Here is a 25,407-nt window from a genome sequence, read left to right on the forward strand (position 1 = left end):
GGGCGGAGCGGCACAGGCGGTAGATGACGGGGGTGGCGAGGCTGGATCATCGCGGGCCTTGTCGGACAACCAAGCGTGCGCTAGCTTGGCAGCGATGAGCGGTGACACCTCCCCCTACTGGGCCGCCTGCGCGCGCGGCGAGCTGGTCATCCAGCGCTGTACGGCCTGCGACCGCCGCATCCATCTCCCCGAACCCGCCTGCCCCTGGTGCGGCGGCCAGGAACTGGTCTTCGAGCCGGCCTCCGGCGACGGCCTGGTGCACACGTACACGGTCGTGCACCGCTCGTTCGCCCCCGGCTACCGCGGGCGCGAGCCGTACGTGATGGCCTGGGTGGACCTGCCGGAGGGGGTGCGGGCGTTCGGGCACGTGGTGGGGTGCCCGCCCGGGCAGGTACGCATCGGCCTGCCGGTACGCGTGACGTTCCGAGACGACCTGCCCCATTGGAGGCCCGCGTGAAGCTGGGCAACGTGCTGATCCCCGTCGCCGACCTCGATGAGGCGATCGCCTTCTACGGGCTGCCGGTGAAGTTCCGCGACGGCGACCGGTTCGCCGCGCTCGACGGGGGCGGGGTCACCGTGGCGCTGGCGGGCCCGGCCGAGCACGTCACCGACTCGGCCGCGCCGTCGTACAAGGTGGACGACGTGCCCGCGGCCGTGGAGCGGCTGGCGGCGCGCGGCGCCGAGGTGGTGCGGGCGCCCGAGGCGGGGCCGCACGAGACGCGGGCCGTGCTGCGCGATCCCTCGGGGAACGTCTTCGTGCTGTATTCGCCCCTCTGACCAGCCCCAAGGGAGGCCCCCATGGCCCGATCACCCTACGGCAACTACGGCCACGCGATCCTGACCGCCGCAGCGCTGCGCACGCCCGACCGGGTGGCGCTGACGTACTGCGGCGAGCAGAGCTTCACCTACGACCAGCTCAACAGGAACGTCAACCGCCGCGCCCACGCCCTGCTCGCCGCCGGCATCGTGCCGGGCAGGCGGGTGGCGGCGCTGCTGAACGAGACGTTACGGGTGGCCGAGGTGTACCTGGCGCAGGCCAAGATCGGAGCGGTCACGGCGGCGCTGAACCCGTACTGGCCGGTGGAGACGCTGCGTGACGTGGTGGCGGCGGCGAAGTGCACGGCGTTCGTGTACGACGCGACGGTGGAGTCGGTGGTGGAGCAGATCAGGCCGTCCCTGCCGGAGGTGACCGCCTGGATCCACGTGCGGGACCTGGAGGGAGCCGCCGAGGAGGAGCCGCCGCTGGGCGCCTTCCACGACGACCCGCTCGCGCTCTACTTCACCTCGGGGACGACCGGGCTGCCCAAGGCCGTCGTGCACACGCACGCGTCGTCGCTGGCCACGGCGCAGATCTGGCTGGACGTGCCGCGCGGGCCCGACTCGGTGTTCGGGACGGGCGCGATCATCTGGGGCATCGGCTTCCCCGCCATCGTCGGGCCCGCGCTCTACGCCGGGATGCGGCTGGTGCTGGAGCAGGACTGGGGCCCGGCGAACTTCCTGCGGGTCGTGCCCCGCGAACGGGTCACGCACCTGTCGCAGATCCCCTCGTTCTACTCGGCGCTGCTGGCCTCGCCCGACCACGAGGGCGTGGACCTGTCGTCGATCCAGGTGATCATGCTGGGCGGGGAGCCGCTGACCGCGACCATGCTGGACCGGATCAAGGCCAGGCTGCCGCAGGCCGGCGTGTACTCGTACTACGGGCAGACCGAGGCGCCGTACACGTGCATGGGCCGGGTGGACGACGGCTCGATCCCGCTGGGGTCCTCCGGCCGGGCCCGCACGGGGAACGCGGTGCGCGTCACCGACCCGCTGGGCCGGCCGGTGGCCGACGCGGTCGGCGAGATCAACCTGGCGGGGCCGCACCGGATGGCCGAGTACGACGGGCTGCCCGACAGGACGGCGGAGGTGCTGCGCGGCGAGTGGTACGTGGGCGGCGACCTCGGGACGCTGTCGGCCGACGGCGTGCTGCGGGTGCTCGGGCGGCGGGAGGACTCGATACTCAAGGGCGGGATCTGGACGCAACCGTCCCTGATCGAGGAGGCGGCGACCGCGCTGGACGGGGTGGCCGAGGCGGGCGCCGTCGGGGTGCCCGAGGGGGCGGCGGAGCAGCAGGTGCTGCTGGCCGTGGTGCCCAGGGCCGGGCACTCGCTGGACGCCTCCAAGCTGGCGCTGGCCCTGGCCGACCTCCTGCCCGCGCACCAGCGGCCCGATCACATCGTGGTGACCGGCGAGCTGCCGCACTCCCAGGACGCGTCCGGCGGGCCGGGCAAGCTGCTGCGCAGGAAGATCCGCGAGCTGCTCGGGTGAGCGCGGACGAGGGTACGGACGTGCGCGAGGACACGGCTGCCGGGACCGTCACCCCGTACGAGCACGAGGTCAAGGCGCTGCTCGCGGAGGCCGGGGTGCCGGTGCCGCGCGGGGTCGTGGTGCGCGGGGACGACTTCCGGGCGGCTCGGGAGCTGGCCGGGCCGCTGGTGCTGAAGGCGTTCGGGCCGGGGCTGACGCACAAGTCCGAGTCCGGGGGCGTGGCGCTGGGGCTGGCGTACGAGGAGCTCGGGGCCGCGGCGGCGGGGATGCGGGACCGGCTGGAGCCCGCCGGGTTCCTGGTGGAGGAGCAGGCCGAGGCCGGGGTCGAGCTGATCGTGGGGCTGGTACGGGATCCGGCGTTCGGGCCGGTGCTGCTCGTCGGGCTGGGCGGGGTGTGGACGGAGGCGTTGCGGGACACGGCGCTGCGGCTCTGCCCGGTCTCGGAGGCGGACGTGCGGCGCGCGCTGGCGTCCCTGCGCGGGGCCGCGCTGCTGGACGGCTGGCGCGGCGGGCCGCCGGTGGACGTGGACGCGTTGGTCAAGGTCATCATGGCGGTGGGCGGGTCCGGGGGGTTGTGGGAGCGGCTGGAGCTGGGCGAGTTCGAGCTGAACCCGGTCATCGCGGGCCCTTCGGGGGCGATCGCGGTCGACGCCCGCCACCTCCCGGGCGAGGCGGTGGGCCGCTCCTCGGCCACAACGCCCCACGCCACAGCGCCCAACGCCACGGAGGCACCGACCACGGAGATGCCGGCCACGGAGGCGGTGGTCCGCGCGGGCGGCTTTCTGCCGCTCTTCGAACCCAGGGCCGTGGCCGTCGTCGGGGCGTCCACGTCCCGGCCGAACTTCGGGAACATGTTCCTCGGCTTCTACCGAGACGCGGGCGTGCCGCCGGTGGCCGTGCATCCCACGGCGGCAGAGGTGGCCGGGGTGCCCGCCGTGCCCTCGCTCGCGCACGCCGACGTGGACTACGCCCTGATCGCCGTACCGGCCGAGCGCTGCGCCGAGGTCGTACGGCAGGCGCGCGGAGTGCCGTTCGTGCAGGTGATGAGCGGCGGGTTCGGCGAGGCGGGGCGGCAGGACCTGGAGCGGGAGCTGGTCGCGGCGGCGCGGGCGGCCGGGACGCGGCTGCTCGGCCCCAACTGCATGGGCGTGTACTGCCCGAGGGGACGCCAGACCTTCGTCGGCGGCGGGATGGGCCCGGCGGGCACGGTCGCGCTGATCTCGCAGAGCGGCGGCCTGGCCGGTGAGGTGATCAAGGTCGGGGAGCGGCGGGGGCTGGCGTTCAGCCGGGTCGTCACCGTCGGGAACGCGGCCGACGTCGCCCCGGCCGAGCTGCTGCGCTGGCTGGCGCGGGACGTGGAGACGCGGGCGATCGGGCTGTACCTGGAGGACCCGAGGGACGGCCGCGAGCTGTACGAGGCGCTACGGGCGGCGGGCAAGCCCGTGGTGCTGCTGGTCGGCGGGCGCAGCGGGCAGGGCCGGCGGGCCGCGGCCTCGCACACGGGCGGCCTGGTGAGCGACCGGCGGATCTGGGAGGCGGTGGCCGAGCAGACCGGGGCGACGCTGGTGTCCGGGCAGGACGACCTGATCGGGGTGCTGGCGTACTTCCAGGCCCACGGCACGCGGTTCGCGGACGGAGAGCATCCGCACGGCACGCGGGCCGCCGTCAGGAAGCAGCCGCACGGCACGCAGGCCGCCGGCGAAGAGCAGGCGGACGCCATGGGGGCCGCCGGCGGGGAGCAGGTGCTGGTGGTGGGGCCGAGCGGGGGTGCGAGCGTGCTGGCCGCGGACGCGTTCGACCGGGCCGGGGTGCGGCTCGATTCGCTGCCGGGCGACCGCCTGGACGCGCTGCGCGGGCTCGGGGTGGTGGCGACGGGCAACCCGCTCGAGGTCCCCGTGGGGCCGCTGGGCAGGGCCGGGCTCGTGGCCGACGTGATCGACGTGCTGGCGGGGCCGTACCGGGACGTGGTGGCGCACGTGAACGTGCAGGCCTTCTTCACGTACGGGAACGCCCCCGAGCCCCTGTACGACTACGCGCACGCGCTCGCCGCGGCCCAGGCCGCGCGCCCCGGTGTGCGGATCACCCTGGTCACCAGGAACGGCGAGTGCGCCCCCGCGGGCGTCGAGGACGAGGTCGGTCGGATCGCGGCGGCGGCGGGGATCCCCGTCTACCGCACCATGGAGGCGGCCGCCGTGGCCGTCGCGGCAGGAGGACGGCATGGGGCTGCTTGACGGCAAGGTGGCGCTGATCACCGGCGGGGCGCGGGGCATGGGGGCGGCGCACGTGCGGCTGTTCCTGGAGGAGGGCGCGCGGGTGGTGTTCGGGGACGTGCTGGACGAGGAGGGCAAGGCGCTGGCGGAGGAGACGGGCGCCACGTACCTGCGGCACGACGTGACGAGCCCCGAGGAGTGGGAGCGGGCCACGGGGACGGCCGTGCAGCTGTACGGCAAGCTCGACGTGCTGGTCAACAACGCCGGGATCCTGAAATTTCGCCGCATCCAGGACATGTCGCTTGACGACTTCGACCGCGTGATCAACGTGAACCTCAAGGGCACCTGGCTGGGCATCAAGTCGGCCATCGAGCCCATGAAGGCCGCCGGGCGCGGCTCGATCGTGAACATCTCCTCCATCGAGGGGTACGTCGGCGCCGAGGGGCTGTCGGCGTACTCGGCCTCGAAGTTCGGCGTGCGCGGCATCACGAAGTCGGCGGCGCGGGAGCTGGCCAGGTTCAAGATCCGGGTGAACTCGGTGCACCCCGGCGCGATCAACACCGCCATGGCGCTGGACCCGGACATCGTGGCCGAGGTGGACGCGGACGCGTTCGTGAAGTCCATGGTCATCAAGCGGTTCGCCAAGCCCGTGGAGGTGTCGCACGTGGTGGCGTTCCTGGCCTCGGACCGCGCCAGCTACTGCACGGGCAGCGAGGTGACAGTCGACGGAGGCCTGCTGACCGGCGCAGGGTACTGACACCTTACCCCAAGGTAGATCTTTTAGGGTTAAACCGCCTAGCCTCGGACATTTCTGGCAACATCACTGACCTGCGGTTTCCAGTCCCGGAGAGGCACGGTCTCTCCTGGGACGTGCTCAACCTGGGGTTACGACTTGGTAACCTCACTCAGCACGGAAGACGACAGGCCTCCGGTTTTGTCACACCAGTCCCGGGTTCCCCTCCTTACCCGGTGCTGCGTGGATAAACCCGGTCTTGCCCGGAAGGTGCCCCCATACCTCCATGACGCCAGAGATCCAGAAGTACATCGAACTGCTCGAGAGCCAGCTCGGGTACTCGGAGAAGTCCGGGTCATACACCAAGTTCGGCGACTGGTACGGCAAGAACGTCGAGTTCGACGCCGACTACAGCTCGGCGCCGTGGTGCGACATGTACCTCTCGTGGGCCGCGCACAAGCTCGGCTACGAGGAGTGGATCGGGCAGTTCGCCTGGACGGTGGCGCACGCGAAGTGGTTCAAGGAGCAGGGGGCGTGGGGCAAGACGCCCAAGCCGGGCGCGTTCGTCTTCTACGACTGGAGCGGCTCCAACGACATCGACAACATCGACCACATCGGCATCGTGACGAGGGTCGAGGGCAACACGATCCACACGATCGAGGGCAACATCGACGGGGGCGTCGCCAAGCGCAAGGAGCGCGACACCAGCAAGGTGGTCGGGTACGGCTACCCCGAACGCGTCAAGGAGCGGCTCGACGAGGCGGCGGCGAAGAAGAAGGCCAAGGAGCAGGCCGCCGAGGTCGGCACGATCCAGGTCCCCGAGGAGGCGCTCAGCTCGCTGATCCCCCGGGCGGAGGCGGGGCGTTCCGCCCAGGCCCCCCTCGACTCGGGCCGCCTCCAGTCGCAGGACCCCACCCGGGAGCAGACGCCGTCCAAGGGACAGGTCGAGGGCCAGACCCCGGCCGAGGCCCAGGGCCGCACCCAGGACCAGCCCAGGAACGAGACCTCTCGCTCCACACCGGACGGGCGCTCCGACTCGGCATCCGCGCCGGCGGCGACCACGGCGCCGCGCTCCGGCTCGCACCAGACCTCCACCCAGCAGGGCCCGCAGGCCGGCGCCTCCTCCGCGCCCGGCACGGTCAAGAAGGGCAAGCACGCCAAGCCCGCCACGGCCGGTACCGAGGCCGCCACGGCCGAGCCGCTCCCGTCCCACGCCGACACCTCCGCCACCGGCCCGCTGCCCGCCATCGACTCCCCGACGCTGATCGGCTCGGCCCTGGTCGCCGCGCTCGCGCTGCTCGCCGTGGCCAAGACCCGCCGCCTGCGGCTGGGCCCGGCCACCGCCACCGCCGGCAAGCCGGCGCGCCCGTCCCGCGCCAAGGGCCGCCGCCGTCGCCGCGGGCCCGCGCCCGTGACGGCCGCCGCCGAGGCCACGACGGCCCAGCGCCTCGACGCCGCCGAGCGCCTCACCGCGGTGGAGCTCCAGGAGAACGCCGACCGCCTCGCCACGTCGGCCGCCCTGCGCTCCCTCAGCGCCTCGGACGCCGCTTCCGACGTCCTGAGCTCCGTGACGGCCTCCGACATCCGCCACCGCGCCACCCCCGGAGCCGGCTCCAGGGACGCCGTACGCTCCGGCGGCGCCCGGCACCGCAAGCTGTCGCTTGACACCCGGCCGTTCGACCTGGCCACGGACGCGCCCCACCACCATCACGCCGCGGGTCACCCCAAGCGCCGCCACGACTCCGGCCACCACCGCCGCACCACCGGCGCGGCCCCGTTCACCCCCGCCTTCGACAACGAGCCCTACGAGCCGGACTTCGACCAGAGCAGCTTCGCGTTCACCGAGCACACGGCGCCGCTGGAGCGCATCACCTTCACCGACGAAACAGGCCCGCTGCAGCGCATCACCTTCACCGACGAGACCGGCCCCCTGCAGCGCATCACCCTCCCCGAGGCCACGGGTTCGGTGGAGGTCGTCCTCGACACGGGCCCGCTCCGGCGCTTCGTGGACACCAGCCCGTTCGAGCGCATCGTCATCCCTGGCGCGACCAGCATGTTCGACGCCTTCAGCCCGCCGCGGCGCAGGCGCGGAGACGTCCTCGACTCGCCCGGCCTCTCCTACCGGGGCCGGCGCAGGCGAGGCGCCGGCGCCGAGGAGCACCCCGCGTTCCCTGCCGACCTCCCGCCCAGGGGCCGCCGCCACCGCAGGACGCACGGGAAGGACGAGCAGCAGCTGGTCGGCGGGGGCCGCCACCGGGCCTGACGGGGAAGCGGGAACTCCCCTTCGGCGGCCGACGTTGATCCGTCCAGCGACACGCCGACACAAGCCCCGTTGGGAGCCCCTTGCCACCGACCGCCGCACGCGCCGCCTGCCTCGGCCTGGCCTTCCTGCTGAGCGCGGGATGCGCCGCCACAGCCTCCGAGGCACGACCGCCCGGTGACACACCCACGCGGGCGGCGGCGCAGCGGGACACCGGCGCCGTCGACCACGCCCAGGTCTGCGCCGGGCAGGCCACCCGGGTCAGGGCGGAGGACCAGCGCTGCGACGACCGCGAGAAGGACTACGCCTGGTACTACGTCCCCGTGACGTCGGCGGTGCCCGCCGTCGGGGCGAAGGTGGCCTCCGGCATCCCCTACGCGCCGCCCCGCCGCACCTACAGGGCCTCGAGAAGGGGCGGTGAGGGGAAGGGCGTCCTCATCCTCGACGAGCAGGACCGCGTCAAGATCTGCGTGCAGGTGCGTACCCGCGTCCGCGTGCCCGACGAGCGCTGCGACGACCACCTCGACGGCTACGAGTGGTACTACCTGCTGATGGCGCGCCACGTGGCCGCGATCGGCAAGAAGGCCGAGCGCGGCACGTTCTTCCCGCCTGCCTCCGTGGAGACGTTCAGGGCGCGGCCCGGCGGCGGCAAGGGCACCAGGGTCATGGTCCGGCCCGCCACCGATCCCCCGGAGACGGACGAGCCCGACGAGCCGGACCCCACGCCGGCGCGGTCCGCCACGCCGGAGCCCTCCGTCACCACGGCGCGCCCCACGGCGAGACCCACGTCGAAGTCGCGGCGGTGCCGGACGGTCAGGTCGGGCACGTCCACCTCTAGGACGTGCTCCTGACGCCGTACTCGTCGGCGAAGGCGGCCAGCCGGGACAGCGCGTCCCTGCTGCGCGTCCAGGGCCGGACGATCAGCCGCTCCACCCCGAGCGCCGCCCAGTCGTCCACCTCGCCGGGCGAGGCCAGCTCGTACGCGTGCGCGGTCACCGCCGTCCCCGCCCCGAGCCGGGCGAGCTGCGGCTTGATCGACTCGATCGTGTGCGGCATGCTGATCCACCCGTCGCACAACGTGGCCGCCCGGCGCAGCGCCGCGGCCGACTCGCCGCCCGCGAGCACGGGCAGCCGCCGCTGCACCGGCTTGGGCTCGAAGGCGACCTCGGGAAAGGCGTAAAACCGTCCGGAGTGGGCGACCAGCGGCTCGCTCCAGAGCCGCCGGACCACCTCGATCGCCTCGTCCAGCCGGGCTCCCCTGGTCGCGAACGGCACTCCGGCCGCCTCCCACTCCCCCTGGTACCAGCCCGCGCCGACCCCGCAGATGGCCCGCCCGGACGAGACCACGTCCAGGGTGGCGAACGCGCGGGCCGACACGAACGGGTGGCGCAGCGCGAGGAGCTGCACGGCCGTGCCGAGCCGGACGCGGGTGGTGAAGGCGGCCAGCCAGCACAGGTACGCGGGCGCGTCGAACAGCGGGGTCTGCGGCTTGATCCCCGGGTCCGAGGTGCCCGGGTAGACGGCCAGGGACAGGTCGGTGGCGAAGACGAGGTGCTCGGGCAGCCACACCGACTCGAACCCCAGCTCGTCGGCCGCCACCGCCACGTCCTTCCAGGCGGCGGGATGCACCAGGCCGAGGGGGACGCCGAACTTCACGGGCGCCTCCCGGTGATCGCGGTCCGCAGGCGTTCACGGTGGGCGGCCGTGGTGCCGTACGCGGCGGACAGCGACCAGGCCCGCGCGAGCCAGAACCGCAGGTCCAGCTCCTCGGTGTAGCCGATCGCGCCGTGGACCTGCAGCGCGACCCTGGCGGCCAGCGTGGCCGCCTCGCCGGCGGCGGCCTTGGCGGCGCTCGCGTCCCGCTCGGCGCTGTCCGACCCCACGGTCAGGGCCGCCCGGTACACCAGCGGCGCCGCGAACTCCACCGCCACGGCCACGTCGGCGAGCTGGTGCTTGACCGCCTGGAAGGAGCCGATCGGCGCGCCGAACTGGGTGCGCACGCGGGCGTAGCCGACGGTGACCGAAAGCAGCTCCCTGGCGACGCCGACGAGCTGCGCGGCGGTGGCCACCGTGGCCCGCGCCAGCGCCGGCCCCACGGGCCCGCGCAGGGGCTCGGACCGCGAGAAGCCCACCTCGAACAGCGGGCGGCACGGGTCCACGCCGCGCCGGGGCGTGAGCCGCACGTCCGGGCGCGAGATCACCCGCGCGCCGCCGTCCCGCACCACCACCAGCAGGTCGGCCAGGTCGGCGTCGGCCGCGTACGCCTGCCCCGGCGGCAGCACGCCGACGCACACCGCGCCGGAGCCCAGCTTGGGCACGTCGGCCAGCAGCGACGGTGCCACCACGGCGGTCTCGACGACCGGCCCCGGCAGGCACGCGCGCCCGGTCTCCTCCAGGGCGGGCAGCACGTCCACCAGCGCGAGCCCCAGCCCGTCGGCCGCCTCGGGCAGCAGCAGCCCGAAGAAGCCCAGCCCGGCGAGCTGCTCCCAGGCGGGCCGCCGCTGCGCCCGCAGCGAGCCGGGCGGGCAGTGCGTGCGCAGCACGTCGCGTACGGTCGCGGCCAGCGCGAGCTGGTCGTCGCTGAAGCCGAAGTTCATCGCGGCAACCCCAGGACCCGCTCGGCGACGATGTTGCGCTGGATCTCGTTCGTGCCCGCGTAGATGGGCCCGGCCAGCGAGAACAGGAACCCGTCCAGCCAGCCCTCGGCGCGGTCCCCCAGCAGTTCCAGGGCCAGCGTGTGCATGCGGAGATCGAGCTCGGACCAGAAGATCTTCCCCATGCTGGCGGCGGGCCCGATCTCCTCCCCCGCCATGAGCCGCCGCGCGGTCCCGAACGTGTGCAACTGGTACGCCTCCGCCTCCACCCGGCATCTGGCGGCCTGGTCGGCGAGCGCCGGGTCGGCGTCGCGGGCCAGCTCGGCGAGCCGGTCGGCGGTGGCCAGGAAGCGGCCGGGGCTGCGCAGGGTCAGGCCGCGCTCGGAGGAGGTGGTGGCCATCGCGATCCGCCAGCCCTCGCCCACCTCGCCGAGCACCATCGAGTCCGGCGTGAACACGCCGTCGAAGCGCAGCTCGGCGAAGCCGGGCAGCCCGTCGAGCTGCGCGATCGGGCGGACGGCGACGTCGGCCATGGGGAACATGAAGTACGTCAGCCCCTTGTGCCGCGCCCCCGAGGTGCGGAAGAGGCCGAAGCCGTGGGTGGCGTAGGCGGCCCGGGAGCTCCACGTCTTGTGCCCGTACAGCCGCCAGCCGCCGGGGCAGGGCTCGGCGCGGGAGGTCAGGGCGGCCAGGTCGCTGCCGGCCTCGGGCTCGGACCACGCCTGCGCCCACACGTCGTCGCCCCTGGCCATCCTGGGCAGCCAGCGCTCGCGCTGCTCGGGGGTGCCGTAGCGGAGGAGGGAGGGGGCGAGCAGGAAGATGCCGTTCTGGGTGACGCGGGCGGGGCAGCCGGCGGCCCAGTACTCCTCCTCGAAGATCAGCCAGTCGATGAGGGACGCGCCGCGCCCGCCGTACTCCTCGGGCCAGGAGACGGCGGACAGCCGCGCGCCCGCCAGCTCCGCCTCCCAGGCGCGGTGCGCCGCGAAGCCCTCGGCGGTGTCCATGGACGGGAGCGGCGGCGGCTTGTGCCTGGCCAGCCATTCGCGAACCTCAAGCCGGAAGGCCCGCTCGGCCGGGGAGAAGTCGAGATCCACGTGTACCAACCTAGCGCACGCTTGGTATCCCGGCCAGGCTAGTCTGGACCTCGTGCAGGGACTGCTGCTGCGGCTCTCCACGCTCGACGCCGACGCGGAGAGCGCGGTGCGGGTCATCGCCTACTTCGACTCGCTGGTGCGCGACCACGTGAGCGTGCCGGTGCTGCTCACGGCCACGGCCCGGCTGACGCAGTGCCCGGTCGGCCTGCTCGACGCCGCCACCGGCCGGCGCACCCGCGTCCGCGCCGACGGCTCGGCCGACACGCCTGCCGTCCCCTCCTCCGCGCGCGAGCTGAGCTCCGGCCTCGGGGCCGTCTGGATGGAACGCCAAGGCCCCGCGCACGGGCTCGACGAGATCGTGCTCGAACGGTACGCGGCGGCGGCCGAGGTCACCCTCGAACGCGCCGCCGCCCTCGCGCGCACGGCGAAGGACCCGGCCCTGGTCGAGCTGGCCCTGTCGGCCGAGACCGGCGAGACCGAGCGCGCCCGCGCCCTGCGCCTGCTCGGCCTCGACCCGGCCACACCGCTGCAGGCCCTGGCCATCGCGCTGCCCGACCAGGGGCTGGCCGCGGGGTTGCGGGCGATGGGTCACCACGTGCGGGCCGCCACGATCGGTGACACGGAGGCCGTCCTGGTCACGACCACCCTTCAGGCCCGGCTGCCCGACACGTCCAGGGTCGGCATCGGCCCCGAGCTGCCCGGCGCGCGGGCGGCCGAGTCGTGGGCCGGAGCCCGCACCGCGCTGCGGTTCACCGGCCCGCACGACCGGGTGATGCGCTGGTCGGACCTGGGCGCGCTGGCGCTGTTCGCCGACCTGCCCGAGCAGGCGATCGCGGGCCTGCCCGACGTCCAGGCGATGTCCCGGCTGGGCGAGGAGTCGCGGCTCGCGGTGCGCGCCCTGTGCCTGGCAGGCTCGATCCGCGGCGCGGCCCAGGCCATCCACCTGCACCACAGCTCGCTGGCCGCCCGCATCGCCCGCGCGGAGTCCGCGCTGGGCTTCTCCCTGGGCGACCAGCCGGGCCGCATGCGCGCCCACCTGGCCCTGGCCCTCGTCCGGCTGCTGGCCAACCAGAACCCGGGCCCGCACCCGGGCCGGAGCCCGAGCCAGGGCTAGAGCCCGAACGCCCGCCTGAGCGCCGCCTCACGGGCCTGCCGCGCCCTGACGCTCAGCGCCGCCCCCGGCACCAGCATGTCGAACCCGTGGAAGGCCCCCGGATACAGGTGGAACTCGGTCGACACCCCGGCCTGCGCCAGCCGCAACGCGTAGCCGGCGCACTCGTCCCTGAACACCTCCAGCTCCCCCACGTCCACGAACGCCGGCGGCAGCCCCGACAGGTCGGTGGCGCGGGCGGGCGCCGCGTACGCCGGCACGTCGTCGGTGCCGACGCGGTCGCCGAGCAGCGCCGTCCAGCCGAAGAGGTTGGCCTCCCTGTCCCACACCACGGCCTCGGCGAACTCGTGGCTGGACGGCGTGGTGTTGCGGTCGTCGAGCATCGGGCAGACGAGAAGCTGGAAGGCCACGTCGGGCCCGCCCCTGTCCCTGGCCAGCAGCACGGTCGCGGCGGCCAGCCCGCCGCCCGCGCTGGCCCCGCCCACGGCCAGCCTGCTCATGTCGATGCCCAGCTCCGCGGCGTTCTTGGCGGTCCAGACCAGGCCGGCGTAGCAGTCCTCGACCGGGGCCGGGTGCGGGTGCTCGGGCGCGAGGCGGTAGTCCACGGAGACCACGACCACGCCGAGCCGCTCGACGTACTCGATCATCGGCCCGTCGTCGCCCTCGGGCATGCCCATGATCATGCCGCCGCCGTGGATCCAGTAGAGCGCCGGCCGGTTCTCCCCGGGCTCCTCCGGCTGGTAGACGCGCACCCGGAGGTCGGGCGCCCCCTCGGGCCCCGGGACCGTGCGGTTCTCGATCGAGATCCGCGTGTCCGGCGCGGGCGCGGCCGCCATCATCGCGTTGATCTGCGCCCGCGCTCCGGGCAGGTCCGCGAACACGGCGGACATGTCACCGGGCGGCATCGGGAACTGGTCGATCCCGGCGCGCAGTTCCGGATCGAGGTTGGGGTGGGCCATGGGGTTCCCTTCCACGGGGACGATGGTGCTACCCCTTGATGGTCGAAGCCCGCACCCCGGAGCACAACCGCCATCCGGCGGCGATTACCCGTCTCAGACCCGCCGTTCGGCGAGCAGCTCGACGATTCGCTCGGCCAGGGGCGCGGCGCTGGCCGGGTTCTGCCCGGTGGCCAGGCGGCCGTCCACCACGACCCGGGCCTGCCAGTTCTCGCCGGGCTCGTGCTCGGCGCCCCGCGCGACCAGGGCGTCCGCCAGCAGGAACGGCACCACGCCCGCCACGCCGCGCACCTCCTCCTCGGCGTTGGTGAAGGCCGCCACCCGCTTGCCCGCCACCAGGTACGACCCGTCGGACAGCGTCAGGTTCACCAGCGCCGACGGGCCGTGGCAGACGGCCGCCACGACGCCGCCCCGCTCGTACACCTCGCGCCCGATCCTGATCACGTCGGGGTCGTCGGGGAAGTCCCACATGGTGCCGTGGCCGCCGGCGTAGAGCACGGCGTCGTAGCGGGAGGCGTCCACGTCGGCCAGGCGGGCGGTGTCGCGCTGCTCGGGCGAGGCGAGGAAGGCGACCTGGGCGGGGTCCGCGGGGTCGTAGCCGTCCTGGGGCGGCTCGCCGCCCCGCACGCTGGCGACGTCCACGTCGAAGCCGGCCTTGCGGAAGATCTCCCAGGGGTGGGCGGCCTCGGGCACGTAGTACCCGGTCCGCTCCACGCCTCCGAGGTCGTCATGGCTGGTCAGAGCTATCAGTACGCGCTTGGTCATGCGTTCAGGATGCCTCCGGCGAGCCATCAGCAACAAATCACGAATAACGCTCCGAGCCATCAGAATAGTGATATGTCGCCTCTCTCGCTGGACCTGCTGCGCACCTTCCTCGCCGTCTACAGGACCGGCTCCATCACCGCCGCCGCCCAGACGCTCGGCCTGTCGCAGCCCGCCGTGACCGCGCAGGTCAAGACGCTGGAGTCGACGCTGGACCGGCCGCTGTTCGACCGCCTGCCGCGCGGGGTCGCGCCCACGCCCGCCGCCGACGAGCTGGCCCGCAGGGTCGCGCCGGGCCTCGACTCGCTGGACGAGGTGGTGGCCGCGGAGCTGCCCTCCGGCGAGGCCGTCCACCTGGGCGGGCCCGCCGAGTTCCTGAGCGAGGTGGTCATGCCGATGCTGGCCCCGCTCGTCCGGGACGGGTTGCGGCTGCGCGTCACGCTGGGGCTGTCCGACGACCTCCTGAACGACCTGGCGGCCGGACGGCTGGACCTCGTGCTGTCCACGATCCGGCCCCGGCTGCGCGGCGTGCAGGCCGATCCGGTGTACGACGAGGAGTTCCTGCTGGTCGCCGCGCCCGGCGTGGGGCCGTCGCCGGAGCCGCTGGTCGCCTACGCCGAGGACCTGCCGATCGTGCGCCGCTACTGGCGGACCGTGTTCGGCCGCCGCCCGTCGATGGCGGCCCAGGTCGTCATGCCGGACCTGCGTGGCGTGCTGAGCGCCGTCCGCGCGGGGATGGGCGTGTCGGTGCTGCCCGCGTACCTGTGCCGGCGCGACCTGGCGGCGGGCACGCTCGTGACGCTGGCCGAGCCCGAGGAGGCGCCGATCAACACCGGCTACCTCGCGGTACGCTCCGGCGCGCAGGCCAGGCCGGCCGTGGCCCGCGTACGCGAGCACCTGGTACGGCAGCTGCGCGCCGCCGCCTCCTTCTAGGCTCCCCAGGAGGCCGGCTGCCGCAGCGACTCCTCCGTGATGCCGTCGGGCCCGCGCACCCCGGCCTGGCCCTCCGCGTACCTGGATAGCCGGGACCGCCTGGGGCATGCTGATGCGCATGTGCCATTCCACCGACAGCAGGCCGCCCGCACCGCCCGTCCAGGGCGAGGTGGCCTCACACGAGCAGATCGAGCTGACCGCCGCCGACGGCAACCGTCTCCTGGCCTACCGGGCCGAGCCCGCCGAGCCGAACGGCCGTAGCATGGTCATCCTGCCCGACGTGCGCGGCCTGCACCCCTTCTACCGGGACCTGGCCCAGCGCTTCGCCGAGGCGGGGTTCCGCACGATCGCGATCGACTACTTCGGCCGCACGGCGGGCCTGGGCGACCGCGGCGACGACTTCGACTTCATGACGCACGTCAAGCAGATCACCCTGGAGGGCGCGCGGGCCGACGCGCGGGCGGCGGCCGACGCGCTCGGCGGCCCGGTGTTCACGACGGGCTTCTGCATGGGCGGCGCCCTGTCCTGGTGGCTGGCCGCAGGAGGCAACGGCCTGTCGGGCGGCATCGGCTTCTACGGCGCGCTGCGCTTCATCGAGGAGCCGGACTCGGGGCCCGGCGCGCCGCTGCTCCTGCTGCGGGGCGGGGCCGACACGGTGTCCACGCCCGAGCAGTTCGCCGCGTACGAGGCCGCGCTCGACCGGGTGGGCACCGAGCACGAGACGCACGTCTACGAGGGGGCGCCGCACTCGTTCTTCGACCGGAGCTACGCCGAGTGGTCCGACGCCTGCCAGGACGCCTGGCGCCGCATCCTGTCGTTCACCGAGCGGCACGCCCAGCCCGGGTAGCCAGCCCGGGCAGTCAGCCCAGGTAGGCGGCCCTGACGACCGGATTCTCCCGGATCTCGGCGGGTGTGCCGGTGGCGATGACCTTGCCGAGGTCCAGCACGACGATCCGGTCGCAGGTGTCCATCACGAACCCCATGTCGTGCTCGACCAGCAGCACGGTCGTGTCCAGCGCCCTGACGACCTCGCCCAGGCGGGCGCTCTGCCCGGCGTCCAGCCCCGAGGTGGGCTCGTCGAGCAGCAGCACGCGGGGCCGGTCGGCCAGGGCCCTGGCCAGCTCGACGAGGCGGCGCCGGCCGACGGGGAGCGCGGCGGCGTACGCGCCGCGCAGCTCGGCGAGCCCGCACAGCTCCAGCACCTCGGCCACCCGCTCCTGCCGCTCGCGCTCCAGCCGCCGCCGGGCCGGCCAGCCGACCAGGTCGGCGGCGAGCCCGCCTCCGCCGCCGTGCCAGTCGAGCGCGGCCAGCACGTTCTCGGCCACGGTGAGCCGGCCGAAGACCTGGGTGCGCTGGAACGTGCGGCGCAGCCCTGCCCTGGCCCGCCTGACCGCCGGCATTCCCGTCACGTCACGGCCGTCGAGGCGGACCCGGCCCTCGTTCGGCCTGCGCAGCCCCGACACCACGTCGAACAGCGTGGTCTTGCCGGCCCCGTTCGGCCCGATCACCCCGCACACCAGGCCGCGCCCGACCTCGAACGTCACCCCGTCCAGCGCCCTGACCCCGCCGAACGCCACCGACACGCCGTCCACGGCCAGCATGGTCACCGCACCCCCAGGTAGGCGGCGGTCAGCCGCTCGCTGTCCACCTCGGCCCGCGGGCCGCACCAGGTGACCCGGCCCAGCCGCATGAACGCCACCCGGTCGGCGATCGCCAGCGCCTCGGTGGCCTTCTCCTCGACGAGCAGCAGCGCGACCCCGCGCTCGCGCAGCTCGGCGAAGACGTCAAAGATCTGCCGCACCACCATCGGGGCCAGCCCGAGCGACGGCTCGTCGGCGATCAGCACGCGCGGCGGGCGCACCAGCGCGGGGGCGAGCGTGAGGAGCTGCTGCTCGCCGCCGGACAGGGCGCCGGCGAGCACGGTACGGCGCTCGGCGAGGTGCGGCAGGCGCTCGTAGACGGGCTCGGGGTCGGGCAGCCAGGTCCGCAGGTTCTCCTCCACGGTGAGGCCGGGGAAGACGCCCCTGCCCTCCGGCGCGAGCAGGATGCCGGCGCGGGCCCTGCGGTGGGCGGGCCAGGCGGTGACGTCCTCGCCGTCCAGCAGGATCCGGCCGGCGGTCACCGGCAGGTCGCCGGCCGCCGCCGCGCACGCGGTGGACTTCCCCGCGCCGTTGGCGCCGAGCAGCGCGACGACCTCGCCGGGGTTGACGTGCAGGTCCACGCCGCGCAGCACGGTCACGTCGGCGTACCCGGCGACCACCTGCTCCATGGCGAACAGCGCCGGCTCGCGCCTCACCGCCGGCGGCTCCTGCGCGGGCGGCGGCTCACGGCGCCGCCGCAGCTCGGCGAGCTGGGTGAGCACCCCGTCGGGATGCTTGGCCAGGATCATGCCCCCGAGCCCGAACAGGATGGCGCCGACGTGCGCTGACACGTCCCAGGCGGCGAGCAGCTCGGGAACGGCGACCGCGATGAGCCCGCCCAGCACGGCGCCGCCGATGCGCCGCACCCCCTGCAGCACCACCACGGCCAGCCAGACGAACCCGGAGAACGCCGGCAGGTCGGTCGCCGTGATCGACCCCTTGGAGATCGCGAACAGCACCCCGCCGAGCCCGGCGACGGCCGACGCGAGCACGAACAGCGTGATCTTCGTCCGCGGCGCCGACAGCCCCGACGTCGTGGCCGCCGCCGGGGCCGACCGCACGGCCAGGATCGCCCGTCCCGAGGCCGACCGCTCCAGGTTCCGTACGAGCAGCGCCACCGCCCCGATCAGCAGGAGCAGCACCACCACCCGCACCCGCGCGTCGGAGGTGTCGGCGAACCCGAACCCCAGCGCCGGGATCGGCCACCCGATCGTGCCGTTGCTGAACGCGTCCACCTGGAACAGCACCTGATCGGCCAGCAGCGCCAGGGCCAGCGTGGCCAGCGTCAGCACCCGCCCGCCCAGCCGCAGCGCGGGCAGCGCCACCAGCATCCCCACGGCCGCGGCGGCCAGCACGCCCAGCAGGATCGCCACGAAGAACGGCAGCCCGGACGCGAACGCCCACCCGCAGGTCAGCGCCGCCATGGCGGCGAAGGCGGCCTGGGCCAGGTTCACCATGCCGCCGATCCCGGTCACCACCACGAACGAGCAGAAGATCAGCGCCAGCACCAGCCCCTGGGCCGCGACGCCGACGTAATACTCGGACCCGGCGAACGCGAACACCACCAGCGCCGCCATCCCGACGGCCCACGGCAGCCTGCGCCGCCACGGCGGCAGCCCGGCCAGGTGATCGGGCGGCGGCACGTCCTCGGCCGCGCTGCCCGCCACCCGCTCGCGCGACCTGTTCAGCAGCACCAGCCCCGCGAACAGCAGGATCACCGGCACCGCCGTGCGCAGCCCCGTGACCTCTTCGAGGAAGTCGGTGTAGCCGGCGACCAGGTTCTGCACGACGCCGAGCGCGAGGCCCGCCGCGAACGTCCAGGGGATCGAGCGCAGCCGCCCGAACACCGCCGCCGTCGCCGAGGCGAACAGCAGCACCGTGTACGCGGTCGCGTCCAGCCCCAGCACCGACACCGCCAGCACCCCGGCCAGGCCGGCCAGCCCTGAGCCGAGCATCCAGGCCAGCGCCGAGGTGGCGTCCACGTCGATGCCCCGCAGCGTGGCCAGGCGCCGGCGGTCCACGGAGGCACGCATACGCAGGCCGTACGGGGTGTGCCGGATGAACGCCCACAGCCCGGCCGCCGCCACCGCCGAGAAGCAGAACGTGATGAGCTGGTCGCTGTCCAGCCGCACGCCGAGCACGTCGAACGCCTGCGCCGGATGCGGCCCGACGCCGCGCGGCAGCGCGGTCGCGTCCGCCGGGGGCAGCCCGGCCAGGTCCACCACCAGCAGGCCGAGCGCGGGCAGCGCGATCGTGAGCCCGATGGTGGCCACGATCTGCGCGGTCTCCCCGGCCTGGGCGAGGCCCCTGAACATGGCCTTGTGCAGGGCGTAGCCGAGCGCGGGCGCGAAGAGCGCCACCGCCGCCAGCGCCGACAGCCACGCGGGCAGCCCGGCCTGGCCGAGCTGGTAGAACAGCAGGGCCGTCAGGAACCCGATGGCGCCGTGGGCGAAGTTGAACACGCCCGTGGCCGCGTACGAGAGGGTCAGGCCCGAGCCCATGATCGCGAAGACGGCCCCGGTGACCAGGCCGCTGAGCACGTAGTCCAGGATCATTTCAGCGGCACGTTGTCGAAGCACTTCATGCTCTTGGCCACCTGGAAGGCGCCGCCCTCCAGCTTGACCAGGGCGCCGCAGCCGTTCGGCTCGCTGTGGTCCTTCGGGTACTGGATGCGGCCGAAGCCCGGGTTCTCGTAGAGGTACGAGCCGTTGCCCGTGGCAAGGAACTTCTGCCTGGTCAGCTCCTTGCCGGTCTTGTTCAGCATGTCGAGGAAGATGTCGGCGGCCCAGTAGCCGATGGCCAGGTGCTGGGTGAGCTGGGTGCCGGGGGCGACCTTCTCGACGTCCGCCTTCAGCTCGGCGATCTCGGGGGCGGTGGACTCGAACGGCTCGAACATGGGCGCCGCGATCACTCCCTCCAGGGCCTGGGCGCTGGCCGGGTCCTTGAGGATGGCGACGTCGTAGCTGGTGGCGTCCGTCAGCACGCCCCGGTAGCCGGCCCGCTTGAGCGCCGCGTACAGGCCGACGTTGAACTTCGTCCCGGCGATCACGGAGACGACCACGTCAGGGGGGCCGCCGTCGTCGGACGTCATGATCTTGTTCACGTACGGCAGCCAGTCGGGCGGCGGGGCGGCGGCCGGCAGGCCGGAGTTCACGCCGGCCAGCTCGAAACCGGCGGCGGTGAACGACTGGGAGATGGTGGTGCCGCCGTACTTGCTGCCGCTGGAGTCGGAGGTCTGGACGTAGACGCTCTTGCCCCCGGCGCCGCCGAGCAGGTCGGCCATCTGCCTGCCCCACCAGGTCTGCGACCCGGCTCCCTGCTTGGGCGCCAGGCAGCCGTTGTAGCCGAAGCCCGTCTTCGTGCCGCACCACTGGGGGCCGGTCGCCCAGCCGAACCACGGCACGCCCTGCTGCTCCAGGAACGTGGCGCCGCCGAAGTTGGGGGCGTGCACGGGGACGAGGGCGAACACCTGGTCCTTCTGCACCAGCTTCTTGGCCGCCGCGTCGCCCTTGGCGGCGTCCTGCCCGTCGTCCTCGGCGCCGAGGAACTCGATCTTCCGCCCGTGCACGCCGCCCTCGGCGTTGGCGCGCTCGAACCTGGCCTTCGCCCCGATCTCGGCGTCCTTGGTGGAGTAGCCGCTGGCGCTGGTCTTGGTCAGCACGCCGCCGACCCTGATCGTCGTGTCGGTGACGCCTGCCGTCGCGCCCTGGCCCTGTTGACTCCCCTGCTGCTGCGCCGCGCATCCGGCGGCGGCCAGCACCGCGACCACGAACGCCGCCGACTTCCTGCGCACCATGACGGCCTCCCACCGCGTCCGGCCACTTGACCGTTCACCCGCGCTCGCCCAGCCCCCCACCCGGCCTGGCACCCACCGACCTGACACCGCACCCGATCCGGTGCCGGTCGATCCGGTGCCGCCCGACCCGGCGGCCACTCGGCCTAGCGCTCGCTTGGTTAGCGCGAGCGTAAGTTTCGATGCCATCCACGTCAACGGGGGTGATCGGATTTACCTAGCAACCGCTTGTTTGTCGCCGGGGCCCCGGCTAGCGTGAGTCCCATGCTGATGCGCGCCGCCGTGCTCACCGCGTTCCACGCCCCGATGGAGCTGCGCGAGGTCGAGATCGCCGACCCCGGCCCCGGCGAGGTCCGCGTACAGATCAAGGCGTCGGGCGTGTGCGGCTCCGACCTCAAGGCCATCGACGGCAAGAGCCCCGTGGTCAGCAGGCTCCCCTTCATCCTGGGCCACGAGAGCAGCGGCGTGGTGGAGTCGACCGGCGCGGGCGTCACAGCGCTCGAACCCGGCGACCACGTCATCATCGCCATGAACGGCCCCTGCGGCCGCTGCCGCTCCTGCGCCGCCGGCCGCTTCCACCTCTGCTCGGGCCCCGCCCGCCTGCCCACCATCATGGGCGGCCTGCCCCGGATCACGCTGGACGGCGAGGACGTCCGCCGCTTCATCGGCATAGGCGCGTTCGCCGAGTACGCCGTCGTCCCCGAGCCCATGTGCGTGAAAATCGCGAAATCCCTGCCCTTCGACGCCATGTGCCTCCTCGCCTGCGGCGTCATCACCGGCGTCGGCGCCGTCCTCAACGTCGCCCAGGTCCCGCCGGGCGCCACGGTCCTCGTGGTGGGCTGCGGCGGCGTCGGCCTCAACGTCATCCAGGGCGCGGTGCTCGCGGGCGCGACCACGATCATCGCCGCCGACGTGGCCGACCAGAAGCTCAAGCAGGCCGAACGCCTCGGCGCCACCCACACCCTCGTGGCCACCGACCTCCCCCACCAGGTCTCCGACCTCGTCAAGGGCGGCGTGGACTACGCCTTCGACGCCACAGGCGCCCCCGGCGTCCTGGCCCAGGCCTTCGCCTCCACCCAGCCGGGCGGCACCACCGTCATGGTCGGCAGCCCCCCGGCAGGCCACCCCATGACCCTGGACACCGGCCTGCTGTTCGCCTCCCGCCGCCTGATGGGCACCCAGGGCGGCGACGCCTCCCCCGCCCGCGACCTCCCGATGCTGGCCGCCCAGTACGTACGCGGCCGACTGGACCTCGACGCCCTGATCTCGGAACGCCTCCCCCTCGACCACCTCGACGAGGCCGTGGCCCACGTCCGCCAGGGCACGGTGGCCCGCACCGTCATCACCTTCTGAAAGCAAGGCCCTCGCTCATCGCTCGGCCGTTCTCCCACACGATGGATCCGGGCCGGGGGCACCGTGGCGGAGTCCGAGGTCAAGTCCCTGGACGGGGCTGCATGAGCTGCCCCACCGAGGGGCGGCCGGCCGGGAGTCACGGTCTGCGACCTCCTCGGCCAGGCCGGTCACGACCTCTGGCAGCGCACCCACGTGCATGAACACGCCGCTCTTCGGGTCGATCACCGGTGCGCCGGGGGAATTGCGTGCATATGACATGATCAGCGCTCATGAAGTGGAGACTGACGATGGCAGGCGTGCTGGGCTTGGCAGCCGTACCGATGCCCGCCCAGGCCGCGGCGGCCGTCGACGTGGTCGCCGCCGTACAGCGCCTTCAGGCAGAGGGCCGTGCGGCGAAGATCTTCCAGTACACCGCAGCGGACTGGCCGTACGACCCCCGGTTCGCCGAGATGCCGCGCGGCTACTGCAAGGGAGGCAACGAGGATCCACGGATGACAGGGACGACGCGACTGGGGCCGGGCGGAGTCATCGCCGCCGACATGACGCGGACGCTGGAATTCGGCAACTGCCGTCAGCAGTTCCTGCGGGACGACGCCGCGGGCGGTGACCGGCGGCCGACCGATCTCCTCAACGTCGGGTCGGGGTCGCACCGGGTACGCAGTGTCGGCGGCGTGCTCTACGGCGCGGGGCCGGCCTACGGCGGCAAGTCGTGGAGGAAGCTCGGCAGCGCACCTCACGGCGCGGCACTCTACGGTGATCAGATCATCGACGCCTTCGACCTGGGGACGCTCAAGGCCTTGGTCGCCTCCGCATCCATGAACAAAGCGGGCGGGACCGTTCACGACGCCAATGATCGTGCCGTCAAGAAGACCTGGAGCTACCGCGGCACGATCACCTTCAGCCGGCTGTTCAAGGTGTCGAAGCCCTTCCGGCACATGCTCGGCGGGCAGCTGAACCCCAAGTACGGTGGGATCACGATCCACTGGGGGATCGCGACCGACATGACCGGCAAGCCCATCGTGGTGCAGGCGGTCTGGCGGCCAGGCGAGGGGTTCCCGCTGCAGGCGGCGGCCGTGGCCACCCGCTTCAGCTGGGACGTGAACGTCTCCATCAAGGCCCCACGCGTCAGCGGGACGGCGCGGGATCCGTACGGGGACGACGTCATCGACCTCTTCAGGTCTTGACCGGGGCCGGCGCACGCCTCGAACCGCACACCCGTTCAAGCGCCGGGACTGTGGGCTCGGGCCCACACTCCCGGCGCTGAACAGGTGACAGGTCACTCGGGTCCTGTTGCCGCCTTCAGCCACAACCGACATTCACCTCGGACGGGCGCGCGAAGCCGGACGCGCCACCATGGCCGGGTATGCGTGGTGCATGACAGCAATCACGACCGGCCGGATCGAGGGGCCGCTGTCGCGCATGTACGGCAACGCGGACATGGCCGTCAGCGGCCCTCCCGAAGCGTGCGCGCAGGGGCTGAGCGAGGTGCTGGGAGCAGGCGCGGACCTGGTGTTGCTGGATGTGATGTGCGACGAACCGGAACAGCTCGAACGGCTGGCCGGTGAGGTGCTTCTCTCGCTGTTCTGAGCTTTATGCAGGAAATCAGGAAATCAGGAGCCGCTTTCGAATAATTCAATCATCGAAGTGCCGCACCCGAGCAGGCTCATGAGCGCACATAGCACGACAGCGGGCCGCTTTCCCGGTCGCTTCACCACCCGGCATCCCTATTCTAAGGTTCCTTAGGTTATTGGATGAGGAGGCATCATGTCTTACCCCGAACCCCGCTACTTCGCCGAGCACGGCGAGCACAGCGGCACCTTCGCCCTGGCCGACCGCGCTCCCGACCTCACGATCGGCACCAACACCCAGGTCCACTACCTGGCCACCGGCGGCACCACCAACGGCGCCTACGGCCTGTACCGCTGGGAGATGGGCCCCAAGCCCGGCGGCCCCGGCGCCCATTTCCACCGCACCATGACCGAGTCCTTCTACGTCCTGTCCGGCACCATCAGGCTCTTCAACGGCGAGAAGTGGGCCGAGGGCAGGCCGGGCGACTTCCTGTTCGTGCCCGAGGGCGGCGTGCACGCGTTCCGCAACGAGTCGGGCGAGCCGGCCACGATGCTCATCCTGTTCACCCCGGGCGCTCCACGCGAGTCGTACTTCGAGGAGCTGGCCGCGATCGCCGAGAGCGGCAGGCAGCTCACCCCGGAGGAGTGGACCGACGTGTACCTGCGGCACGACCAGTACATGGTCTGATGTTCCCGGAGGAGCCGATCTACGCGCAGCTCGCCCGCGTCGGCAAGGCGCTGTCCAGCCCGGTCCGGCTGCGCCTGCTGGACGTGCTCGACCAGCGCGAGCGCACGGTGGAGGAGCTGGCGCGGGCGGCCGGGATCCCGCTCAAGAACACCTCGGCCCAGCTCCAGCAGCTCCGCGCCGCGCACCTGGTGACCAGCAGGCGGGAGGGCACCCGGGTCCACTACCGGCTGGCCGACGAGGGGGTGTCGCGCTTCCTCGGCGACTTCCAGGCGTTCGCGCGCGGGCGGCTGGCCGAGCTCCGCGACGCCGTGCGCGCCCGGCTCGGCAGCCTCGAAGGGGTGACCGCCGAGGAGCTGACGGCCCGGCTGGAGGATCCCGGCACGATCGTCGTGGACGTGCGCCCGGCGGCCGACCACGCCGCCGGCCACGTGCCCGGGGCGATCTCGGTGCCCATGGAGGAGCTGCGCGGCCGGCTGGGCGAGCTGCCCGCCGGCGCGCGGATCGTGGCGTACTGCGGCGGGCCGCACTGCGTGGTCTCCCCCGAGGCGGTACGGCTACTGCGCGAGCACGGCTTCGACGCCCGCCCGCTCGACGGCGGCTTCCTCGGCTGGCGGCGCGGCGCGGCGGAAAATGGCTGGCACGTTGAGTGATGGTCCCCTTACCGTGAGCAATGGAACTCATGGAAGGAGGCACGGTGCGCATCACACGAGCCACCACGGCCGGCCTGCTCGCGCTCCTCGCGCTGAGCGGCCTGGTCCCCGCCGGCGCCACGCAGGCGCAGGCCAGGCGCCTGTACGACTTCGGCGCGCAAGGCGTGATCATCTGGAGCGAGCCCCGAGCCGGGTCGGGCCGCAACGGGCTCGGCTACGCGGGGCAGGGGTTCGAGTCGGACCGGTCGGAGGAGCACGGGCTCTACCGCTGCGACCACTTCGAGAGCACGCTGTGGCATCACGGCACCAACGCGACCACCGGCATCGTCGGCTGGGTCCCCGCCTGCAACCTCGCCGACCCCGACTGACGGAGGCACCGCCGTGACTGCTGGAGGCACCGCCGTGACTGGCTCAGGCAAGCCGTTCATGATCCGCCTCGTTCCCGCCGCCGCTCTCGCCCTCGCCTTGTCCGCCCCGCTCCCCGCCCACGCGGCCGGCACGGGCGCTCTGCCCCCGATCCTCCTGCCCACCTACACCTGCGATTCCGTCCGCGGTGACCCTGGCCGCACGGTGCTGTTCGGCAACTGCGCGGCCTCGCTGGGCGCCGTCACCAACGGCGACTTCACCGGCGAGGCGGTCGGTGTCGCCCGCCAGGTCCCGCTGAGGATCACGTGCACGGGCGGCGGCACGGCCGACGTGCCCGGAGAGGTCGCCCTCCAGGACTGCACCCAGATCGGCTGACCACACCACCGACC

At 73.4% G+C, this 25,407-nt stretch carries 25 protein-coding genes; 17 read left to right on the forward strand and 8 right to left on the reverse strand.

What is annotated here, in order from left to right:
• Positions 1-94 precede the first annotated feature (94 nt).
• The 7 genes from ACBJ32_RS26120 to ACBJ32_RS26150 all read left to right on the forward strand — a co-directional run bounded on the left by ACBJ32_RS26120 (position 95) and on the right by ACBJ32_RS26150 (position 8,361).
• On the forward strand, positions 95-457 hold the full coding sequence (locus ACBJ32_RS26120; protein ID WP_375128923.1) for a Zn-ribbon domain-containing OB-fold protein: 363 nt from the start codon (positions 95-97) through the stop codon (positions 455-457).
• On the forward strand, positions 454-777 hold the full coding sequence (locus tag ACBJ32_RS26125; RefSeq protein WP_375128924.1) for a VOC family protein: 324 nt from the start codon (positions 454-456) through the stop codon (positions 775-777). The genes ACBJ32_RS26120 and ACBJ32_RS26125 overlap by 4 nt, the downstream gene beginning before the upstream one ends.
• A 21-nt stretch (positions 778-798) precedes the next feature.
• Positions 799-2,307 carry a class I adenylate-forming enzyme family protein gene (locus tag ACBJ32_RS26130; protein ID WP_375128925.1) on the forward strand — a complete coding sequence of 503 codons (1,509 nt, stop codon included), beginning with the start codon at positions 799-801 and terminating at the stop codon, positions 2,305-2,307.
• Positions 2,304-4,538 (forward strand): acetate--CoA ligase family protein, encoded by a 2,235-nt coding sequence (locus ACBJ32_RS26135; protein WP_375128926.1) that lies wholly within the window; start codon positions 2,304-2,306, stop codon positions 4,536-4,538. Before ACBJ32_RS26130 ends, ACBJ32_RS26135 begins: the two co-directional genes overlap by 4 nt.
• Positions 4,525-5,274 (forward strand): glucose 1-dehydrogenase, encoded by a 750-nt coding sequence (locus ACBJ32_RS26140; protein WP_375128927.1) that lies wholly within the window; start codon positions 4,525-4,527, stop codon positions 5,272-5,274. The genes ACBJ32_RS26135 and ACBJ32_RS26140 overlap by 14 nt, the downstream gene beginning before the upstream one ends.
• Positions 5,275-5,536: 262 nt before the next feature.
• On the forward strand, positions 5,537-7,513 hold the full coding sequence (locus tag ACBJ32_RS26145) for a CHAP domain-containing protein (protein ID WP_375128928.1): 1,977 nt from the start codon (positions 5,537-5,539) through the stop codon (positions 7,511-7,513).
• Between the two features lie 80 nt (positions 7,514-7,593).
• A complete protein-coding gene (locus tag ACBJ32_RS26150; protein ID WP_375128929.1) occupies positions 7,594-8,361 on the forward strand; it encodes a hypothetical protein in 768 nt (255 codons plus the stop codon).
• On the opposite strand, the gene ACBJ32_RS26155 is transcribed toward ACBJ32_RS26150, so the two are convergent.
• Genes ACBJ32_RS26155 through ACBJ32_RS26165 form a run of 3 tightly spaced genes read right to left on the reverse strand, consistent with a single transcriptional unit; the run spans position 8,345 to position 11,198 of the window.
• On the reverse strand, positions 8,345-9,166 hold the full coding sequence (locus tag ACBJ32_RS26155) for a TIGR03619 family F420-dependent LLM class oxidoreductase (protein ID WP_375128930.1): 822 nt from the start codon (positions 9,164-9,166) through the stop codon (positions 8,345-8,347). The two genes, ACBJ32_RS26150 and ACBJ32_RS26155, sit on opposite strands and share 17 nt — an antisense overlap.
• A complete protein-coding gene (locus tag ACBJ32_RS26160) occupies positions 9,163-10,107 on the reverse strand; it encodes an acyl-CoA dehydrogenase family protein (protein ID WP_375128931.1) in 945 nt (314 codons plus the stop codon). The genes ACBJ32_RS26155 and ACBJ32_RS26160 overlap by 4 nt, the downstream gene beginning before the upstream one ends.
• Positions 10,104-11,198 carry an acyl-CoA dehydrogenase family protein gene (locus ACBJ32_RS26165; RefSeq protein ID WP_375128932.1) on the reverse strand — a complete coding sequence of 365 codons (1,095 nt, stop codon included), beginning with the start codon at positions 11,196-11,198 and terminating at the stop codon, positions 10,104-10,106. Before ACBJ32_RS26165 ends, ACBJ32_RS26160 begins: the two co-directional genes overlap by 4 nt.
• Positions 11,199-11,250: 52 nt before the next feature.
• Here ACBJ32_RS26165 and ACBJ32_RS26170 point away from each other — a divergent pair, with 52 nt between their 5' ends.
• Positions 11,251-12,312, forward strand: a complete 1,062-nt coding sequence (locus tag ACBJ32_RS26170) for a helix-turn-helix domain-containing protein (protein ID WP_375128933.1) — start codon at positions 11,251-11,253, stop codon at positions 12,310-12,312.
• On the opposite strand, the gene ACBJ32_RS26175 is transcribed toward ACBJ32_RS26170, so the two are convergent.
• Together ACBJ32_RS26175 and ACBJ32_RS26180 are read right to left on the reverse strand one after the other, a co-directional pair.
• The gene (locus ACBJ32_RS26175; protein ID WP_375128934.1) at positions 12,309-13,283 is read right to left on the reverse strand and encodes an alpha/beta hydrolase; all 975 of its coding nucleotides are present in this window, start codon (positions 13,281-13,283) and stop codon (positions 12,309-12,311) included. The two genes, ACBJ32_RS26170 and ACBJ32_RS26175, sit on opposite strands and share 4 nt — an antisense overlap.
• Before the next feature lie 78 nt (positions 13,284-13,361).
• Positions 13,362-14,030 carry a type 1 glutamine amidotransferase domain-containing protein gene (locus ACBJ32_RS26180; protein ID WP_375128935.1) on the reverse strand — a complete coding sequence of 223 codons (669 nt, stop codon included), beginning with the start codon at positions 14,028-14,030 and terminating at the stop codon, positions 13,362-13,364.
• Positions 14,031-14,102: 72 nt separating this feature from the next.
• Between ACBJ32_RS26180 and ACBJ32_RS26185 the strand changes: the two genes are divergently transcribed.
• Positions 14,103-14,960 (forward strand): LysR family transcriptional regulator, encoded by an 858-nt coding sequence (locus tag ACBJ32_RS26185; protein WP_375128936.1) that lies wholly within the window; start codon positions 14,103-14,105, stop codon positions 14,958-14,960.
• Between the two features lie 118 nt (positions 14,961-15,078).
• Positions 15,079-15,807: a dienelactone hydrolase family protein gene (locus ACBJ32_RS26190; RefSeq protein WP_375128937.1), complete on the forward strand. Its 729-nt coding sequence runs from the start codon at positions 15,079-15,081 to the stop codon at positions 15,805-15,807.
• 13 nt (positions 15,808-15,820) lie between these two features.
• Here the strand turns inward: ACBJ32_RS26190 and ACBJ32_RS26195 are convergent, their stop codons facing one another.
• Genes ACBJ32_RS26195 through ACBJ32_RS26205 form a run of 3 tightly spaced genes read right to left on the reverse strand, consistent with a single transcriptional unit; the run spans position 15,821 to position 20,396 of the window.
• Positions 15,821-16,561 carry an ABC transporter ATP-binding protein gene (locus ACBJ32_RS26195; RefSeq protein WP_375128997.1) on the reverse strand — a complete coding sequence of 247 codons (741 nt, stop codon included), beginning with the start codon at positions 16,559-16,561 and terminating at the stop codon, positions 15,821-15,823.
• Positions 16,562-16,563: 2 nt separating this feature from the next.
• Complete coding sequence (locus ACBJ32_RS26200; protein WP_375128938.1) at positions 16,564-19,155, reverse strand: ATP-binding cassette domain-containing protein; 2,592 nt, start codon at positions 19,153-19,155, stop codon at positions 16,564-16,566.
• The gene (locus ACBJ32_RS26205) at positions 19,152-20,396 is read right to left on the reverse strand and encodes an ABC transporter substrate-binding protein (RefSeq protein ID WP_375128939.1); all 1,245 of its coding nucleotides are present in this window, start codon (positions 20,394-20,396) and stop codon (positions 19,152-19,154) included. The genes ACBJ32_RS26200 and ACBJ32_RS26205 overlap by 4 nt, the downstream gene beginning before the upstream one ends.
• A 261-nt stretch (positions 20,397-20,657) precedes the next feature.
• Here ACBJ32_RS26205 and ACBJ32_RS26210 point away from each other — a divergent pair, with 261 nt between their 5' ends.
• The 7 genes from ACBJ32_RS26210 to ACBJ32_RS26240 all read left to right on the forward strand — a co-directional run bounded on the left by ACBJ32_RS26210 (position 20,658) and on the right by ACBJ32_RS26240 (position 25,393).
• A complete protein-coding gene (locus ACBJ32_RS26210; RefSeq protein WP_375128940.1) occupies positions 20,658-21,746 on the forward strand; it encodes an alcohol dehydrogenase catalytic domain-containing protein in 1,089 nt (362 codons plus the stop codon).
• Between the two features lie 269 nt (positions 21,747-22,015).
• The gene (locus ACBJ32_RS26215; RefSeq protein WP_375128941.1) at positions 22,016-22,930 is read left to right on the forward strand and encodes a hypothetical protein; all 915 of its coding nucleotides are present in this window, start codon (positions 22,016-22,018) and stop codon (positions 22,928-22,930) included.
• Between the two features lie 190 nt (positions 22,931-23,120).
• Positions 23,121-23,333, forward strand: coding sequence for a hypothetical protein (locus tag ACBJ32_RS26220; protein ID WP_375128942.1), 213 nt, complete (start codon positions 23,121-23,123; stop codon positions 23,331-23,333).
• A gap of 177 nt (positions 23,334-23,510) precedes the next feature.
• Positions 23,511-24,002, forward strand: a complete 492-nt coding sequence (locus ACBJ32_RS26225) for a cupin domain-containing protein (RefSeq protein ID WP_375128943.1) — start codon at positions 23,511-23,513, stop codon at positions 24,000-24,002.
• Positions 24,002-24,652 (forward strand): ArsR/SmtB family transcription factor, encoded by a 651-nt coding sequence (locus tag ACBJ32_RS26230; RefSeq protein WP_375128944.1) that lies wholly within the window; start codon positions 24,002-24,004, stop codon positions 24,650-24,652. Before ACBJ32_RS26225 ends, ACBJ32_RS26230 begins: the two co-directional genes overlap by 1 nt.
• A gap of 44 nt (positions 24,653-24,696) precedes the next feature.
• On the forward strand, positions 24,697-25,020 hold the full coding sequence (locus tag ACBJ32_RS26235; protein ID WP_185109344.1) for a hypothetical protein: 324 nt from the start codon (positions 24,697-24,699) through the stop codon (positions 25,018-25,020).
• Positions 25,021-25,054: 34 nt separating this feature from the next.
• The gene (locus ACBJ32_RS26240; protein WP_375128945.1) at positions 25,055-25,393 is read left to right on the forward strand and encodes a hypothetical protein; all 339 of its coding nucleotides are present in this window, start codon (positions 25,055-25,057) and stop codon (positions 25,391-25,393) included.
• The last annotated feature ends 14 nt before the right edge of the window (positions 25,394-25,407 follow it).

Origin of the sequence: Nonomuraea sp. GTA35 (assembly GCF_041950525.1) — a bacterium.
Classification (GTDB): domain Bacteria; phylum Actinomycetota; class Actinomycetes; order Streptosporangiales; family Streptosporangiaceae; genus Nonomuraea.